Source organism: Aquimarina macrocephali JAMB N27 (genome assembly GCF_000520995.1).
GTDB classification, from domain to species: domain Bacteria; phylum Bacteroidota; class Bacteroidia; order Flavobacteriales; family Flavobacteriaceae; genus Aquimarina; species Aquimarina macrocephali.
Window position 1 is genome coordinate 464,440 of record NZ_JACA01000001.1, and the last position, 17,716, is coordinate 482,155.

Below are 17,716 nucleotides of genomic sequence, written 5' to 3' on the forward strand. Positions count from 1 at the left end.
CCTCCTATCGAAAAAAGCGAGTGTTTTTGTAATGAATTTGGTTTGGATAAAGCATATGTACTCGTTTTATAAACCGTACTCATAGAATAGTACTATCCAGTATTTCTTTGGTTTCAGAATTATCTAAAACGGGCGCCATTAGGTATTAAATCAGTAAAAAAAGCATCAATACAGTGACAATAGTTGCGTAAATCTATACATCATATATACATTAATATGTTAAAAAACAGAGGCTTACCTTATAGATGCCTATTTGTAAAACTTTGATTTTCATGATGTTATATTATTTTCGTGTTTTCACTCAAAAAAAGGAGATTCCTATTACAAATACATCATCTAACTTTATGAAAGTATTAAAATAGTAAAGAAACTACCTGCACTTCATCTTTATTAATTCGATACAAAAATTAAACAACGCAAAACAAGTAAGGTCGTTTTTTTTGCTCAAAAATCTAGTATTAACTTAACTATTATTAAGTATGACAAAATTTGTACAATTACTATTATTTGTTCTATTTACAAATGGAATACACGCACAAAAAGTTTATGAAGATTTTAATTCGAATACTGCTCAACTTCAATGGATTGCTTCTAATGGCATTTATGCCTTAGAAAGTAATCCTGAAAATAGTCAATCACAAATAGGCGCGTATACAAAATCATCTTCGCATCCCTATAGCCTGTTCTTTGCATCCATAAATCAAGGTATAAACCTAACTACTTTTAATCAAATCAGAATTAAAATATATAGTAGTTCGCTAAGATCATTTACTATAAAACTCGAAGGAAACAATGGTGCCATAGAGAAAACAACGACGATTACAGAAATCAATAAGTGGGTCGAATACGAATTTGATTTTAGTGATAATAGCTCTATGTCAGGGTTAAACAAAATAATCTTGTTTTTTGATCCCGGTTCTAATCGCGGAGAAAAATTTTACTTTGATGATATTGTTGCTTATGCTGCCAACCAGGCAAACACTCAAATCGTTGATACTTTTGAAATTGGTGGCACAAGCTGGAACGGTACTAATGGAGTTTTTAATAAAGTTAATAACCCACAGCCTTCACAAGCATTGAATACAAGTGCTACTTGTGGTTTGTTTACAAAAAACAATGCTGCTTATTCCTTTGTTTCAACTACTATCGGAACTATTGATTATAGTACTCACAATGAATTACAAATCAAAATTCTACAAAATCAAAATCCCGGGAACGATCAATATTCCAGATTTACAGTAAAATTAGAAAACTCGGTTACCCAAGAATCTATCGAAAGAAGAGGGTTTATCGGCAATACAAATACATGGACTACATACTCTTTTGATTTTAGTTCGATTCCTCAAAATACTACATATGATAAACTATTCATCTTTTTTGGACACAACGATACTTCTAATACTAATTCCTTTTATTTTGATGATGTACTTTTTAGAACAAAACGTACCTATCCTGTAAATACTAATCGTACTATAGATCAATTAACTCAGAATTCATACGAAGTGTTCAAATTACTTAGAACCAATAAAGGTGCCTATCGGGATGCTAAGTTGATTTCTAATAATAATGATTATCACCCGGGATCTACTGCATCTACAGGGATGGGATTGATCGCTTTATGTATAGCCAATGAGAAAAACTGGGAGTCTAATGCTCCTGATTTGGTTATAAAAACATTAGAAACAATGACAGGGCATACTTCTGGATTTAATTTGGATACAAATGCCAGTGGTTTTGCCAGGCACTTTTTTGACCTAAATAGTGGACAGAGAGCCTGGAATTCTGAATATAGCTCTATAGATACCGCTATCCTTATGTCTGGAGCACTATTTGCAAAGGAGTATTTTTTAGACCCTTCTGCACCTAACAGAGCTACTACACAACAAAAAGACCGAATTACAACCCTTGTGAATCAATTATGGAATTCTATAACCTGGGATGAAGCTATAGAAAATGCAAATAATGGTACCATATATAGAGATTTAGATAGTGCAGGAAAAGGTATTCCCGGTACAACTACTTTACCATATAACGAGTATATTATTGTAGCCGATTTGATATACCGATCGGGATCTGCATCGGGTAAAACACTTTGGGACAAATTTTATAAAAACCCATATAATACAGATGGTAACGGACAATATTTACTTCCCAGAGCAACTGCAACCTACACTGCTCCCAATAGCACAGTAATCAACAATGAAACACTTACGGATAGTAGTGGCAATTTCGTTTCTAGTTTTTTAGTTCAATTTTCATATTACCTAATTCATGATTTTGCATCTAGTACTTCTTATGTTAACTATATGAAAAATGCGAAAAATGCTGATAAAAACTGGTGGAAACATGTTTCTGAAGATCAATATTCCAATCCTATTTCCAGAGCATCTTTTGAATGGGGTACAGGAGCTGGTGCTGCCAATGCAATAAACGGTTATCATGCAGATAAAATTTATAATAATGATAACGACAATTGGACTAAGATTGTATCACCACATATTATTGCTGGTTTTTTACCAGTCGATCAAAATAATGAGATTAAAAACGATATTCTTAATTTATATACATCGGGAAAAGGAATCTATACGCTACCTAATACTTCTCAAACTGAAATTTTATGGAGATATAGTAAAGAGGATATTAATTGGAAAGCAGAAACTATTCAAGGTGTAGATTTTTCTACTATGCTTTTTGGTCTATATCATTTAGAAAACCCAGGGTTCTTTAAGAAAAATAATAACTATACTATTACAGGAACGCCTTCTACAAATGATGTAAAACTGCGTATTACTTTTGATAATTATCCAGACGAAACCTCATGGGAAATTAAAAATGCGAACAATCAGACAGTACACTATGGAGGGTCATATGGCTCTCAAGCAAATGGCTCTACTCTTACTATAACTAAAACTCTGGATGCAGATTGTTATACATTAGTAGTTAAGGATACATTTGGTGATGGGATTTGCTGTGGCTATGGTAATGGTTCGTATGAGTTAACCAATAGTGTTTCGGGTGCTGTATTAGCCTCTGGGGGATCATTTACTTCTGAAGATACTATAAATTTCTGTACAAGGAATACCACAATGCATAACTTTAATACAGATGAGAAAACAGATTTAGAAAGTTCTAACATTATTATTCATCCTATTCCTGCAAAAGACTTTATCCTGATTCGAATGAACAATGCCAAGGATTCAAATTATAGCATCATTAACCATATCGGTCAGATCGTAAGAAATGGGAAAGTATCTGAAAACAGAGTAGAATTAAACAATTTACCAGATGGAATGTATTTCCTTTCGGTTATATCAAATGATAAAACACTAACCAAGAAGTTTATTATCAAGCAATAACATAAATTCAATTATAAAAAAGGCCCTGATATCAAATTTGATATCAGGGCCTTTTTTTATATTCCTCTAACTTGGTTAATTAAGAGAAATATATATAAACAGCTATAACAAGCAGACAAATTATCCCTCCTGTTACTTTTACATATTTCCAGGGAGTGATATCCACTTGTTTTGTGTACTCTTGCTTATACTCTTCTTTTCTGGGATAGAATCTACCTATAATTAACATGATTATAATATTTAGCATAAATAATATTGCCATTACATGTAGAAAGTGCGGGTAGTCTTCTGTTCCAATTACAAAGGGTTTTAGTATAAATTGACTAACAATATATAATAAGGATCCTAAAATAATCCCAATTTTTGCTGCAATAGCAGGAACACGCTTGGTTATATATCCTACAACAATAATGGTTAGAATCGGTATACTATAAATTCCATTTGCTTCTTGCAAATATCCAAACAATCCATTTGTTGCATGCGCTAAAAGAGGAGCGATACACATTGATATTAATGCCAAAAATATTCCGAAGGTTTTTCCGGCCTTAACAACTTTTTTTTCGCTTGCTTCTTTATGTATATATTCTTTGTAAATGTCTATCCCGAATAAAGTGACCGAACTATTTAAAGCACTATTAAATGAGCTTAAAATAGCTCCAAATAATACTGCAGCAAAAAAACCTACCAATGATACGGGTAATACTTTACTTACCAGCATAGGATATGCTTCATCGGGGTTTGCAAGTTCTCCTTTAAACATATGAAATGCTATGATTCCTGGCAGTACTACAATAACAGGTCCTAAAATCTTAATAAAAGACCCCAGCAAAAGACCCTTTTGACCTTCTTTTAAATTTTTTGCTCCTAATGCTCTTTGAATGATCGCTTGATTGGTACCCCAATAAAACAATTGCACCAGCATCATCCCTGTAAAAATAGTTGAAAAAGGTACCGAAGCTTCTGGAGAACCTATAGCATTAAATTTTTCGGGATGAGATTTTAATAATACATCAACTCCTCCTAATAAACTCCCATCTCCTATGGCATATAACCCAAATATAGGAATCATTAAACCACCTATTAACAATCCAACAGCATTTATGGTATCTGATACGGCTACTGCTTTTAAACCCCCAAAAATCGCATAAATTGAGCCTATACACCCTATCGCCCATACAGTAATCCATAATGCTGTAGTATCTGATACCCCCATAAGCTCAGGAATATCAAACATTGTATTTATAGCTAACGCACCCGAATACAAAACTGTTGGTAACAAAATAACCGCATATCCCGTTAAAAACAGTCCAGATGCAATTGCTTTGGTCGTTCTATCGTATCTCCTTTGTAAGAATTGGGGCATGGTAGTTATTCCTCCTTTAAGATATCTGGGTAATAAAAATATTGCAGTGATTACCATAGCAACTGCTGCTAGTGTCTCCCATACCATTACCAGGATTCCTTCTTTATACGCAGCTCCATTTAAACCAACAATTTGCTCTGTGGACAGATTAGTTAATAATAGCGATCCAGCTATTACTGATGCTGTTAAACTACGTCCTCCTAAAAAATATCCATCTGATGATTTTTCATTAGTATTTCGAGTTAGCATATATGAAATAAAGCCAACGATAGCGGTAAAAGCTATAAATATAAGTACTCCCATGTTTTTAAGTTTTTGTTTTTGTTCTGCTTTTCGTTATCCCATCATCAAAGTTTGGTAGCATATTAAAAAGGGAGAGGAAAAATCCTCTCCCTTTATTAAATAACTCCAAATTATTCAGTTTAAATGGGATACAACTGAATTAAGAATTTATTCTTCCGGGGCTATGGAGTTACAAATTTTAAATCATCGATATGATAAGTATCGGTAGCTGTACCATCCGTCATACCTGCATTAAAAAACAAGACTACTTTAGTATTTCCATTACCTGCTGCTGCACTGAAATCAAAAGTGTAGGTTTTCCATTCTCCAACTACATCAATACTTCCCATTATTTCTACAAATGTACCGCCCTCAAGTTTAGCTAATAAGGGGACTGTTTTATCAGAACGTACTTTAATACTCAATTGCGAGTTAACCGATAAATCGATAACACCGCCAAAATCAACAGCCAGATTATCCCATGCATTGGTTCCATCATCAGTATATTCTCCAACATTAGAACTTCTATTTAAACAACTAACATCTGGGTTTGCAACTATGGGTACAAATCCGGGGCTGTCTCCTAACTGAAAATTTTGTTGACAATCAAAATCACTCATAATACTAAGATCAGGAGTAACCCCCGTGCAATCTTCGACGATTATACTGCAATCCTTAGATGTAAATCTTATATCATCGATATAATAGATATCAGTGGCTGTACCGTCTGATTGTCCTCCATTAAAAAACAAGACTACTTTAGTATTTCCATTACCTGCCGCTGCACTGAAATCAAAAGTGTAGTTTTTCCATTCTCCGGTTACATCAATATTCCCCCATATTTCTGCAGATGTACCACCCTCAAGTTTGGCTAATAAAGGAACTGTTTTACTAGAATGTATTTTGATATTCAATTGTGAGTTAACCGATAAATCGATAGCTCCCCCAAAGTCAATAGCCACATTATCCCATGCATTGGTTCCATCATCGGTATATTCTCCTACGGATTCACTTGTGTTAATTCCACTTTTATTTGGATTTTCTACTACAGGTACAAATCCAGGACTATTGCCTAATTGAAAATTTTGTTGACATTCAAAATCACTTACAATACTTAAATCTGCAATGGTGCCTGCACAAGGATCTATAAATTCTCTAAATCTAATATCATCTATATAATAAATATCTTCTGCTGTACCATCTGTCATACCTGCATTAAAAAACAACAGTACATTTGTGTTTCCTGCTCCAACAGCCGTTCTAAAATCAAAAGTATATTCTACCCATTGATCTATCGTACTTATTGTTTTTGTTATTTCAATAGGCGTACCTCCATCAAGTTTTACAGTTAATGGGCCTGTCTTCTTGGCAAGAACCTTTATACTCAATTGTGAATTGACAGATAAATCTATTGGTGATTCTAAGTCGATAAACAAATTATCAAAAGGCTCGGTACCATTATCTTTATATTCTCCTACAAATTGGCTTGTGTTGATTCCACTTTTATTTGGATTCGCTATAACGGGAGCTGTAGTATCCATAGTAGGGTCTCCAAGGAATACATTTTGTTGACAGTCAAAGTCACTTAATATGCTTGAATCCTTTTGGACATTTTCACACGGATCAGGAATAATAATTGACACATCAAAAAAGAGATCATCTAAAAAATATACTTCTTTTGTTCCATCATTTTCTATACCCTGATTAAAGAATATTAAAATTTTTGTATGATTTTGATCCTTTTGATCACCAAAATCAAATTGATACTCTATCCATTTATTATTACCATCAAGAGAGACTGTTATTTCTACAGGAGCTGAAGAACCTCCTTCTAATCTAACTTTTACTGTTGCCGAAATATCAGTTTTAATTTTAATTTTAAACAGTGCATGAGTAGATAAATCTATTGGTTTGCCAAAATCTATAACCAAAGCATCCTGGGTCCCAGTACCATCAGTATACTTCCCAATAAACTTACTTTTATTAATACCTATCTCATTTGGGTTTCTAATCGCCTCTACATTAGATAAAGTTTGGTTCGATTGACATTCAAAATCTGTAACGATATTAAGGTTTGCAACAACATTATCATCTTCGCATTGAGCATACTTTATGGTTTGTAGCTCCTCTAGATCATCTTCACATGATAAATTCAACACTAACACCATAAAAAGGATGCAATGTATACTCGAAAAAAACTTTACTATTTTCATGATAAAAAATTTACATTAATAATTAGCTACTTCTTTTATATGTATTGCCATGCCTCCTCCAGAAGCTAGTGACACATTTAATAAAGTAGTATGATTTACTTTTATTATTTTATTTTTAAAAGCTGTCGGATTGTTTAGATAATGCGCTTTATCTCCATCCAGATACAATTCTGCTATATATTTTTTGTTGTGATCCAAATACTCAAAAGAAAGTTCTAAATCTCTACTTTCTTGATTGGTAATACTACCAATAAACCAGCTTGATGAGTTTTTATCCTTTCTTGCTATGGTAAGGTATTCCCCAATCTTTCCATTAACTACTATTGTTTTATCCCAATCTACTGGTACATCTTTTATAAACTGAAATGCTCTTAGATTATCCTCATAATTTTCTGGTAAATCGGCTACCATTTGCAATGGACTATACAAAATGATATATAGTGCCAATTGTTTGGCTAGCGTAGTCCTTACGTATTGATCGGTACGATACTCATCAAATTTTATATCAAAAATACCTGGTGTATAATCAATAGGACCTGCTAATCCTCGCGTAAAAGGAATAATAAGTGTATGTTCGGGAGAATTACCGCCTCCCCACGCGTTAAATTCCATTCCTCTAACTCCCTCTCGGGTCATCATATTGGGATACGTTCTTCGTATTCCTGTAGGTTTTATCGGTTCATGAACATCTAATGTTATTTGATATTTTGCTGCTGTTTCTACAACTTTTCGGTAGTGATTCACCATATATTGACCGTGATGAAATTCTTTATTATCAATAAGATGATTTGCATACCCTGTCTTTACCGTATTAATTCCCAATGTGCTATAAAATGCAAATGCACTATCTAATCTTTTTTCATACGTAATAACATCACCCGAAGTTTCATGATGCCCTATAATCGTAACTCCTTTTTCTTTAGCATATGCTACTACTTCTTTTATATCAAAATCAGGGCTTGGAGTTACATAATCAAAAAAATCTGTAGCACCCTTTACTCCCCAATATTCCCATCCTGTATTCCAACCCTCTATCAATACTCCTTTGATCCCATGTTTTGCATTAAAATCTATATACTTTTTTGCATTTATAGTCGTTGCTCCGTGAGATGTGCTATTGCCAGACCAGCCTCCTTCATTTTTGTTTGCCCAGGAGCTTTTTCCCAAATGCATTTCCCACCAAATACCCGAGTATTTCATTGGCTCAATCCATGAAATATCTTTTATTTCTGAAGGTTCATTTAGATTAAGAATAAGAGTATTCGTTAACAGTTCTTTTGAATTTTCTGCTATTTGGATCGTTCTCCATGGTGTAACAAAAGGGGTTTTTATACGCACTTTATCTCCGTTACTCCAGGGCACTAATTCTGATTGCAATACATGATCTTCTTTTATAGCTAATGTCATATCAGAATAATCAGTAAGATTAGCTTCGCTAAAGCATAAGTAAATACTGTTCTTTGTTTTAACTGTTAACGGTGTGTTTACAGCATGTATATTTGGTATTCTATTTTTCTTTGTATTGTCATAACCTTCATTCTCTTTAGCATCTATTTTACTTAAAATTGTGTGGCTATAGATATGTTCATAACTATCATAATCAGCAGGAATCCACCATGCATCAGCGTCATCTGTAAGTTTAAATTGAGTTTCTTCTCTGGTAATCACCAGCTCATCCAGGTGCTCTTGTTTTGGAAACTGATATCGAAAACCAAGACCATCATCATAGATTCTAAAAACAATTTTAAAATTACGTTTAAGATTCGAAGTTTCTTTCAGTGTAATTATTGCTTCATTATACTTGTTTTCAATACTTTTTTGTTGACCCCAAACCGGTTTCCAGTTTGTATGTACTGTATCGGTTACTATAGATATAATTTCCAGATCTTCTTTTATTGCAGGGTTATTTTTAAACTGAAACCCAACAAACGAGGTATCTATAATAGTTTCGGTTTTATGATGAACCATATACCAAGGCTCTCCATTAGAGTTCACACTAAAATGCATAGAGATTTTAGTGTTTGGCGACTTTAATTCTATTACAGATTCTTTTCTTTTATCGCAAGACGACAAAAGAAGTATCATGATAAGTATAAGAATATATTTTACGCTTGTTAACATTATAAGTTATAGTTTAAATTGTAACCTATTTTTTTTAAAACCGATAAAAGAACACTAACATCCTTTTTTACTTGATGTTAGTGTTCATAAACTAAAGTTAGTGATCAGAAAATGAGAACTGATGTGTGAATTTTTGATCTGAACTACCTCCTACAAAAAGGTCGTAATCTCCTTTTTCGTTCACAAAATTTATAGTACTGTCATAAAACTTTAAATCATTAGCAGTTAGGATAAATTCTATTGTTTTTGTTTCTCCTTTTTCTAGGAATACTTTTTTAAATCCTTTTAGCTCTTTAACTGGTCTGGTAATACTTCCAAATCTATCTTTGATATATAATTGAGCAATTTCTTCTCCATCATAATCCCCTGTATTTGTAATACTGGCTGTAATCGTGATTTTAGAGTCTGGTGTAAGTACATCAGAATCTAAAGTCACATCACTATATTGAAAGGTTGTATAACTTAACCCATATCCAAATGGAAACAATGGTGAATTATCGACATCTAAGTATCTGGAAACAAATTTTGGATTTGCTCCTTCGAGATCGACAGGTCTTCCTGTATTTTTCATATTATAAAAAACAGGTATTTGTCCAATATTTCTCGGAAACGTAACAGTTAGTTTCCCCGAAGGGTTATAATCACCAAACAATACATCTGCAATCGCATGACCGCCACTTGTACCCGGGAACCACGCTTCTACAATGGCATCTACAGTTTCATTCTCCCATGATAAATCCAGAGGCCTCCCATTTAATAAGACCAGTACTATTGGTTTTCCTGTTTTTTTTATTTCGGCAATTAATTCTTGTTGATGACCAGGGAGTTTAATACTTGTTCTACTAGCTGCCTCACCACTCATATTTTCTAGTTCTCCCATAACCATAACTACCACATCAGCATTCTGTGCAGTCTTTACTGCTTCTGCAAAATTTGATGTATCTCCTTCTACAATCTCACAACCTTTGGTATATGTAAACGTGCTTTCTCTTGCTTCAAGACCTTCTTTTACGCTTACTGCAATCCCTTCTCTATTACCATGCGCAGCCCAATTACCAATGATATGAAACTCATCACTTGCCAATGGACCAATAAGAGCAATCTTTTTTACCTTATTTAAGGGTAGTACCTCATCTTTATTTTTTAATAAAACGATAGATTTCCTGGCAGCATCTCTAGCTGCTTCTAGGTGATCATCATTAAGAATCACTTTGGCTTCCTTATCTTCATTACAATATTTATATGGGTCGTCAAAGAGGCCTAGTTTATATTTTAGTTTTAGAATATCTTTTACAGCTTTGTTCAATCTATTTTCTTCTATTTTACCTTCTTTTATAGATTGCTGCATATAATTTTTATATACTCCTCCCTGCATATCCATATCTACTCCGGCATTCATTGCTAATTCTCCTGCATGTTTTAAGTCTTCTGCATAGCCATGAGGGATCATTTCATTTATAGATGTGTAATCGGTTACTACAAAACCATTAAATCCCCATTCTTTTCGCAAAACCTGATCGAGTAAAAAGGTATTCCCTGTTGCTGGTATCCCATTAAGTTCGTTAAATGAAGTCATAAAAGTAGCTACCCCAGCATCTACCGCTGCTTTAAAAGGTGGTAAATACACATTTCTTAGTGTATTCATAGACATATCAACAGTATGGTAATCTCTACCGGCTTGTGCTGCGCCATATGCAGCATAATGCTTGGCGCAAGCCAAAATGGTATTCTTACTAGAAAGATCATTTCCCTGAAACCCTTTAACTCTTGCTTTGGCAATTAAACTCCCCAAATAAGTATCTTCTCCGGCACCTTCTGAGATTCTACCCCATCTTGGATCTCTGGCAATATCTACCATAGGAGCAAAGGTCCAATGTAATCCTTCTACAGAAGCTTCTATAGCAGCAATGCGGGCACTTTTTTCCATGAGTTCTAAATCCCAACTGGAAGCTTCTCCCATAGGGATAGGGAAAATAGTTTTATATCCATGAATTACATCATACCCAAAGAGTAATGGAATTCCTAAACGTGTTTTTTCTACTGCTATTTTTTGAAGCTTTCTTGTATAAGCAGAACCAGTAGCATTAAAAATAGCTCCTACTTGTCCTTTTTTAAGATATTCTACATAATTTTTATCCAGTACAGGTCCTGTAATATCTGCTCCACTAGAGTATAAGACGGTTTGCCCTATTTTTTCTTCTAATGTCATTAAAGCCATTAAAGAGTCTATTTTATGTTCTATTTGGGTATCCTGATTTGATAAATCAGATGATTTTGTTTTGTTTTTACAACTAAAACAGAATACTCCAAGTGATATGATCAATATTATTTTTTTCATCAAAAAAATGATTCTTATATTTATAATTGTTTGATTGAATTCTTTTCTAGAATCCTAATTTTGATAGCCCATCTTTTATTTCCTGATCCTTCATAAAAAGTGACCATAGAAGTTGTGTTCTATAATTTTCTATCATTGCTACAATAGGTCCTTGATCAATCGCCAAATACCCATCAGAATACCAATCTTGTTGTTCTGAGTAGGCATCATAGAAACCATACTCGCCCCATAACTTGTCGTTTAGTTTATAATAGAAATATTCTAATGCTTTTTTTGACTCTTCTGGAGTATAAGGAAAAGAGGAAAGTGCTGCCGTTGGAGTGATAACGCCATTATCTTCTGTTGGACTGTGTACACCATATCCACTAGGTTGATCACTTGCAGTAAGTCCCCAACTATTTTCTCCATACCCTTTAAAACCTTTTGGGTTTTCGATACAGTATTCATAATTGACAAGTGCATGTGCTTTATTCTGATCAAAATAATTCGCATATTGATCTTCTAATCCTCTTGGGTCTAAACCAATAAAGGAATACTGTGAGAAAAATAAGGGTCCTCCAAAATCCGGACCTAGAGGTAATACTGTACCAAAAAATGATTTTCCATTTTTCATTCCTCCATTAGAGGCCCATCCATTATCATATGTTTCTTTGTCTATAGAATAAGTAGGGGATGACGCTCCTAATACATAGATGATAAGTGCTTCATTCCATCCTCGTATCTTTAGGTTTATATCAAAATTATGGTTGGGTGACCAATGCCATGTAAGTAACTTTTCTCCCCGAGTATACCAATCCCATTCTACAGCTTCCCATAGTGCCGTTATTCTATCTCTAATATCCTTTTCCTCTGTAGTATTGGCAGAAAAATATTGTCTGTTTATTAATAATCCTTGTATTAAAAATGCGGTTTCAACAAGATCTCCACCATCATCCTGTGCGCTGAAAGGTCTTGTTTTGGCTGTATCGCCATAGTACCAATGCGAAAAAGCGCCGTGATAAGAATCTGCTCCCTCCAGGAAAGTCAATATTTTTTGTATCCGTTCTATGGCTTCTGATTTGGTTATCCACCCTCTTTCGACTGCGGCAGGAAAACATGCTATTCCAAACCCAGATCCTCCTGTGGTTACTACTCTTTTAGATTGCCCTTCGAATGCGTCTTCTTGTGAACGCTCTCTTGCCAAACCGCTATTGGGCTCGGCAAAATCCCAGAAATAATTAAAGGTGCGTTGCTGAACCAAATCCAATAATTCTTCAAAAGGAATTTCTGGTATTGGATTTTCTTCTTCGAATATCGCTACCACATCAGGTGGTGGCGGTGTAACATCGTCTGTATTACAGCTATTAAAAAATAGTATCGAAGAACAGATAAATGAGAGTAAAAACATTTTTTCTTTAATTATTATTAATGATTTCATAGGATTATATTTTTATTTCTGAAGTCAGAAAATTTCTTCTAATTGAGTTTAGGGATATTTTAATATCCAGGATTTTGGATAAGAAGCCCTCCACTTTTTTGGATTTGATCATTAGGTATAGGAAACACTTCGTGTTTTCCATCAACAAAGGACTTACCATGTGCTCTAAGAATAGTACCTGCTCTTCCTTGTCGTACCAAATCAAAATACCGATCATGCTCAAAAGCAAGTTCATGCCTTCTCTCGTTCCAAACGGCCATTTGATTTACACTAATAGCATCACTTAGACCTGCTCTATTTCTAACTTGGTTTAATGGGATTGCGGCATCTCCTCCAACTTGTAAAGCTGCTTCGGCATTGATCAATAGTATTTCTGCAAAACGTAGTACTCGTATATTTTTACCGGTTTCCCAGGCATCTGATAATGCACTGGAGTATGCTTTCTGATTATACATTGGGTTTACTACCGTATTTGCGACTAGTCTACCATCAAATAAAGTTTCACCTCTAAATATTATAGTACCATCTCTTCTTGTATCTCCTGCTTCGTATGAATCGGCAAGATCTTGAGTAGGAGTATTAAATCCCCAGCCCCAACCACCTTCGCCTCTGGCTCCTTGACTTACACTATATCCTTGTACTCCTGCAGTAGGTGTTTCTCCACGAGCTTGTATTTCAAAAATAGATTCGGTGTTATTTTCTCCAATCTCTTTCCAGATATCTTCATAGTTGGCAGTAAGGCCATATTCTCCAGATCCTATAATTTCATTAGTAAGCTCATATGCTTTTGTCCATTTATTTTGATACATACTCACTTTGGCCAGCAATGCTTTTGCTGCTCCATTGGTTGCTCTACCCAAATCAGAACTGTCATATTCACTCTTTTTGGGTAATGCCAGTATAGCCTCTTGTAAATCTGTTTCGATAAAAGCATAGATTTCTTCTTTTGTAGCTCTTTTTAGAAGTTCATTCGGATTTGAATTAAGATCTGGAACATCTCCAATTAAGGGTACACCTCCAAACATTTTAACCAATCTAAAATATAGTAATGCTCTTAAGAATTTTGTTTCTCCAATAAGTCTACTTTTTAACGTATCGTCTAATTCATTAAAAGATTCTAACCTACTTAATGCTTGGTTTGCTCTTTGTATACCGTCATAGTGGGCTTCCCATATTTCATTAAATGATATTGAGGTAGCATCAAAAGTAAGCGCATCTAATAGATGTTTATCTGTTCCTGTATCTCCCGGATCACTACCTTTATCTGCATCATCCGAAGTAATACTAGAAATCCCGTTCCATGAAAATGAATTCATTGGCCATTGTAAAAAACTATTATAAACGGCATTTACAAGCTCTGAAGCATTCTCTACAGTTATGGCTCCTTCTGTTTCCTGATTTGACTCTACTTCGAGAAAATCTTCACTGCATCCTAGTAGTAGGATGAGCATAAAAAACAAAGAAAGATGATATCGCATTGCGCTTTTTATTGAATTTTTCATATTAATTTTTTTAAAAAGAAGTGTTTATACCAAAATAAAATGACCTGAGTGTGGGATATGCATTTAGCTCAATCCCGGCTGTCCCCAGAGGGTCTCCCGGAAGTTCTGGCGTATACCCCGAAAATCTCTTGAAAATAAAAGGGTTTTTTGCCGATGCATAGATTCTAACTTTAGAGAAAATACTTATAACATCTTTTGGCAAAGAATACCCTAATGTGATATTATTAATTCTAAAAAAATCTCCCGATTCTAAATAATAATTAGAAGACAGTGGTACATCATTTGAAGCAATTGGAGTAGTATTACTCGGTCTACCAGAAGTCCATCTATTGTTAAATACAGATTCTTCTATATTTTCATTTCCGAACCGTTGTGCTTTTTTCCCGTTATAGACTTTGTTACCTAAATTGCCAAAAGTATCTACAGAAAAGTCAAAGTTTTTATATTCAACTCCTAGATTAAGTCCAAAGAAATATTTTGGAATATAAGATCCAAAGAATTTTCTGTCTCCTTCGTCGGTAATACCATTATTATTTACATCTTCATATACTAATTCTCCTCTGTCATCAATACCAATTGCATTATATAAGAAGAAACTTCCTAAAGGCTGTCCTACGGCTACTTTTTTGGTATACTGCCCATTATCGATATTTCCTCCTTGTTGTTCATTAAAAAACGGGCTGGTTACTTTGGTAAGTTCATTTTCATTAAAGGAGAAACTTCCTCCCAAATTATACTTTACCGCTCCTATAGTATCTGCCCAGTTTAATGTTACTTCTGCTCCTTTATTTACAATTTCTCCTACATGAGAATTAAAAGGATCAAAACCAAAAACATCTGGAAGTTGTACTTCTAAAGTAGCATTGGTATTGGTTCTTTGATAGTAATCTAACTCTCCACTTAATTTATGATTTAAAAGAGCAAATTCTAATCCTACGTCAAATTCATTTGTTCTCTCCCAGGTCAGATCTTCATTGATGGTACCTGTAACTGTGATCCCTTGCTGTAGCTCCTGATTAGGTCCGAAAGGGAAAAACCCGCCACTACCTGTTGTTGCTGTTACTACATTAAAAGGTACATTTTGATTACCCAACTCCCCATAACTTGCTCTAAGTTTTAGTTTATCAAACCATCCATCTTGCATAAAATCTTCTTTGGTCAATACCCAACCTACACTTACTGCATAAAAATTACCAAATCTTTTTCCGGGTTGAAATTTACTTGAGCCATCTCTTCTAAAAGAAGCATTAAATAAATATTTATTATCATAATCATAATTTACTCTGGCTATATATGAGTACAGTTTATCTGACACACTAAATGATCCAGATGAAAGTTGAGTGTCATCTTCGTCACCAGTATTTAGGTTAAATCTAAGGTTAGAATCCAGGGGGACATTATTTCGTACTCCTGTTAAAAACTCTCCACCACTTTCTTCAGAGGTAATACCTAATGTCGTTTTAATTGTATGAGATTCACCAAATGTTTTATTGAAGGTGAAATAATTATCTAAAAACCACCTATAGTTATTGGTATGTGTAACAGTCAACCTGGTTTTTGCGGGGTTTTCTATCCCTCCCTCAAAATTACTTTCAAGATTTGCAGGATTGTTTGCTAAAAAAGAGCCTAATCTATCTTCAAAATTATAAAACCTCCCATATTCTGTTTCTACAGAAAAACGAGATGTAAACGTTAATGGTTCTATTATTTTATAGTCTAATTTAAATGCTCCTTGTAGTTTAAAGAATTTTTGCTTTTCGTCTTGAAAAAATAAATCTTTTACCGGGTTGGATACATTATTAAATGCTGATGATGATCCAAACCGTCCTTCTTCATCTCTTATAGGTACAATAGGGGATTGCTTATACGCATTTGTAAATGCATTAAATCCTTTTGGAGTTATATTAGCTAATTGTGCATTTACATTGTGAGAAAAATTTAATTTTTCGCTGATCTTATAGTCAACATTACTACGTAATGTAAGTCTATCAAAATTGTTACCTATTAATATCCCTTCTTCTTTATTAAAGCCTGCACTAAAAAAAGAATGGATTTTTTCTGACCCTCCTGATATCGATAGGTTGTAGTTAGATATACGACCTGTTCTTGTTATTGCATCTAGCCAATTTGTATTATATTTTTGATTGGAAAAGAAAAAACCACTGGTATCATTATCATTATTTGGATCATCATCGTTTCTCAAATCTCTCAGGGCTGCCTCGTTATTATAAGTCACAAAAGACCCAGCATCTGCCAGTTTAACTCTACTTAATATATCTCGATACCCAGTATAGGAGTCAAAAGAAATTTCCATCTTTCCAGTTTTTCCCCTTTTAGTAGTAATTATAATAACTCCATTAGCTCCTCTGTTTCCATAAATAGCTAGGGATGCAGCATCTTTTAAGATATTCATAGTAAGAATATCTAGTGTATTGATGTTATTAATATTGTTGGTCAATACACCATCAACTACATATAATGGCTCTCTACCACCTTGAATAGTTCCTAATCCTCTAATAATAACTGTTGAAGCTTGCCCAGGTGCGTCTGAAGCAATTACTTGCACACCTGCAGCTTTTCCTTGTAGTGCCTGAGAAGCGTTAATAATTGGTTCTCTGGATAATTCGCCTCCCTTAACAGTAGTTACTGCACTTGTAAGAATAGATTTTCTTTTTGTGTTCCATATCCTACAACCACCACCTGCTCTAGTTCTGAAGCGTTAGACTCCATATATATAGTATAGTCAATACTTTTTGTTATTACGATTTCTTTGGTTTTGAAACCTAAATAACTTACCACAAGAGTATCTCCTATTTGAGTATTTATTGTGAATCTTCCATCAAAATCTGTTAATGCCCCTTTGGATGTTCCTTTTACTAAAACATTACATCCTGGTAGTGGCATATTGTTATCAGAATATATTGTTCCGGTAATAGTTTGCTGTGCCATTACACTATTATAGATCAACAGTAAGCAAATGAGAATTTGATTTTTCATCTAAAAATTAATTATTTGTTAACACTAGGTTAAAATTACTTATTGCCGTTGTAAAAATTTTTGTAGTATCAATAAATTCTTACATCACCAAACATAAACACCTCTTTTTCATTTATTTACAAAATAA

The 17,716-nt window shown here is 34.1% G+C and carries 9 protein-coding genes; 1 reads left to right on the forward strand and 8 read right to left on the reverse strand.

Translation table 11 applies throughout. The features are described from left to right. The first annotated feature begins 479 nt into the window (after positions 1-479). Positions 480-3,356: a T9SS type A sorting domain-containing protein gene (locus Z054_RS0102225; protein WP_024768469.1), complete on the forward strand. Its 2,877-nt coding sequence runs from the start codon at positions 480-482 to the stop codon at positions 3,354-3,356. Between the two features lie 79 nt (positions 3,357-3,435). Here Z054_RS0102225 and Z054_RS0102230 read toward each other — a convergent pair whose 3' ends face one another. From Z054_RS0102230 to Z054_RS29825, 8 genes are all read right to left on the reverse strand, one after another. Beyond that, a complete protein-coding gene (locus Z054_RS0102230; protein WP_024768470.1) occupies positions 3,436-5,022 on the reverse strand; it encodes a solute:sodium symporter family transporter in 1,587 nt (528 codons plus the stop codon). Between the two features lie 161 nt (positions 5,023-5,183). Further along, positions 5,184-7,214: a carbohydrate binding domain-containing protein gene (locus Z054_RS0102235; protein WP_152538434.1), complete on the reverse strand. Its 2,031-nt coding sequence runs from the start codon at positions 7,212-7,214 to the stop codon at positions 5,184-5,186. A 15-nt stretch (positions 7,215-7,229) separates the two neighbouring features. Continuing rightward, positions 7,230-9,335 (reverse strand): glycoside hydrolase family 97 protein, encoded by a 2,106-nt coding sequence (locus Z054_RS0102240; protein ID WP_024768472.1) that lies wholly within the window; start codon positions 9,333-9,335, stop codon positions 7,230-7,232. Positions 9,336-9,432: 97 nt separating this feature from the next. Further along, a complete protein-coding gene (gene bglX / locus Z054_RS0102245) occupies positions 9,433-11,673 on the reverse strand; it encodes a beta-glucosidase BglX (protein ID WP_024768473.1) in 2,241 nt (746 codons plus the stop codon). Positions 11,674-11,719: 46 nt separating this feature from the next. Further along, the gene (locus Z054_RS0102250) at positions 11,720-13,090 is read right to left on the reverse strand and encodes a glucoamylase family protein (RefSeq protein WP_024768474.1); all 1,371 of its coding nucleotides are present in this window, start codon (positions 13,088-13,090) and stop codon (positions 11,720-11,722) included. A gap of 59 nt (positions 13,091-13,149) precedes the next feature. Then, positions 13,150-14,592, reverse strand: coding sequence for a RagB/SusD family nutrient uptake outer membrane protein (locus Z054_RS0102255; RefSeq protein WP_084050035.1), 1,443 nt, complete (start codon positions 14,590-14,592; stop codon positions 13,150-13,152). Between the two features lie 10 nt (positions 14,593-14,602). Then, positions 14,603-17,278: a SusC/RagA family TonB-linked outer membrane protein gene (locus tag Z054_RS27750; protein ID WP_084050038.1), complete on the reverse strand. Its 2,676-nt coding sequence runs from the start codon at positions 17,276-17,278 to the stop codon at positions 14,603-14,605. Beyond that, the gene (locus Z054_RS29825) at positions 17,236-17,589 is read right to left on the reverse strand and encodes a carboxypeptidase-like regulatory domain-containing protein (protein WP_084050041.1); all 354 of its coding nucleotides are present in this window, start codon (positions 17,587-17,589) and stop codon (positions 17,236-17,238) included. Before Z054_RS29825 ends, Z054_RS27750 begins: the two co-directional genes overlap by 43 nt. Positions 17,590-17,716: the final 127 nt, after the last annotated feature.

Bases quoted from the DNA above. Each gene is read 5' to 3' on its own strand.
- Z054_RS0102225 (WP_024768469.1), top strand. From the start codon at position 480: ATGACAAAATTTGTACAATTACTATTATTTGTTCTATTTACAAATGGA.
- Z054_RS0102230 (WP_024768470.1), bottom strand. From the start codon at position 5,022: ATGGGAGTACTTATATTTATAGCTTTTACCGCTATCGTTGGCTTTATT.
- Z054_RS0102235 (WP_152538434.1), bottom strand. From the start codon at position 7,214: ATGAAAATAGTAAAGTTTTTTTCGAGTATACATTGCATCCTTTTTATG.
- Z054_RS0102240 (WP_024768472.1), bottom strand. From the start codon at position 9,335: ATGTTAACAAGCGTAAAATATATTCTTATACTTATCATGATACTTCTT.
- bglX (WP_024768473.1), bottom strand. From the start codon at position 11,673: ATGAAAAAAATAATATTGATCATATCACTTGGAGTATTCTGTTTTAGT.
- Z054_RS0102250 (WP_024768474.1), bottom strand. From the start codon at position 13,090: ATGAAATCATTAATAATAATTAAAGAAAAAATGTTTTTACTCTCATTT.
- Z054_RS0102255 (WP_084050035.1), bottom strand. From the start codon at position 14,592: ATGAAAAATTCAATAAAAAGCGCAATGCGATATCATCTTTCTTTGTTT.
- Z054_RS29825 (WP_084050041.1), bottom strand. From the start codon at position 17,589: ATGAAAAATCAAATTCTCATTTGCTTACTGTTGATCTATAATAGTGTA.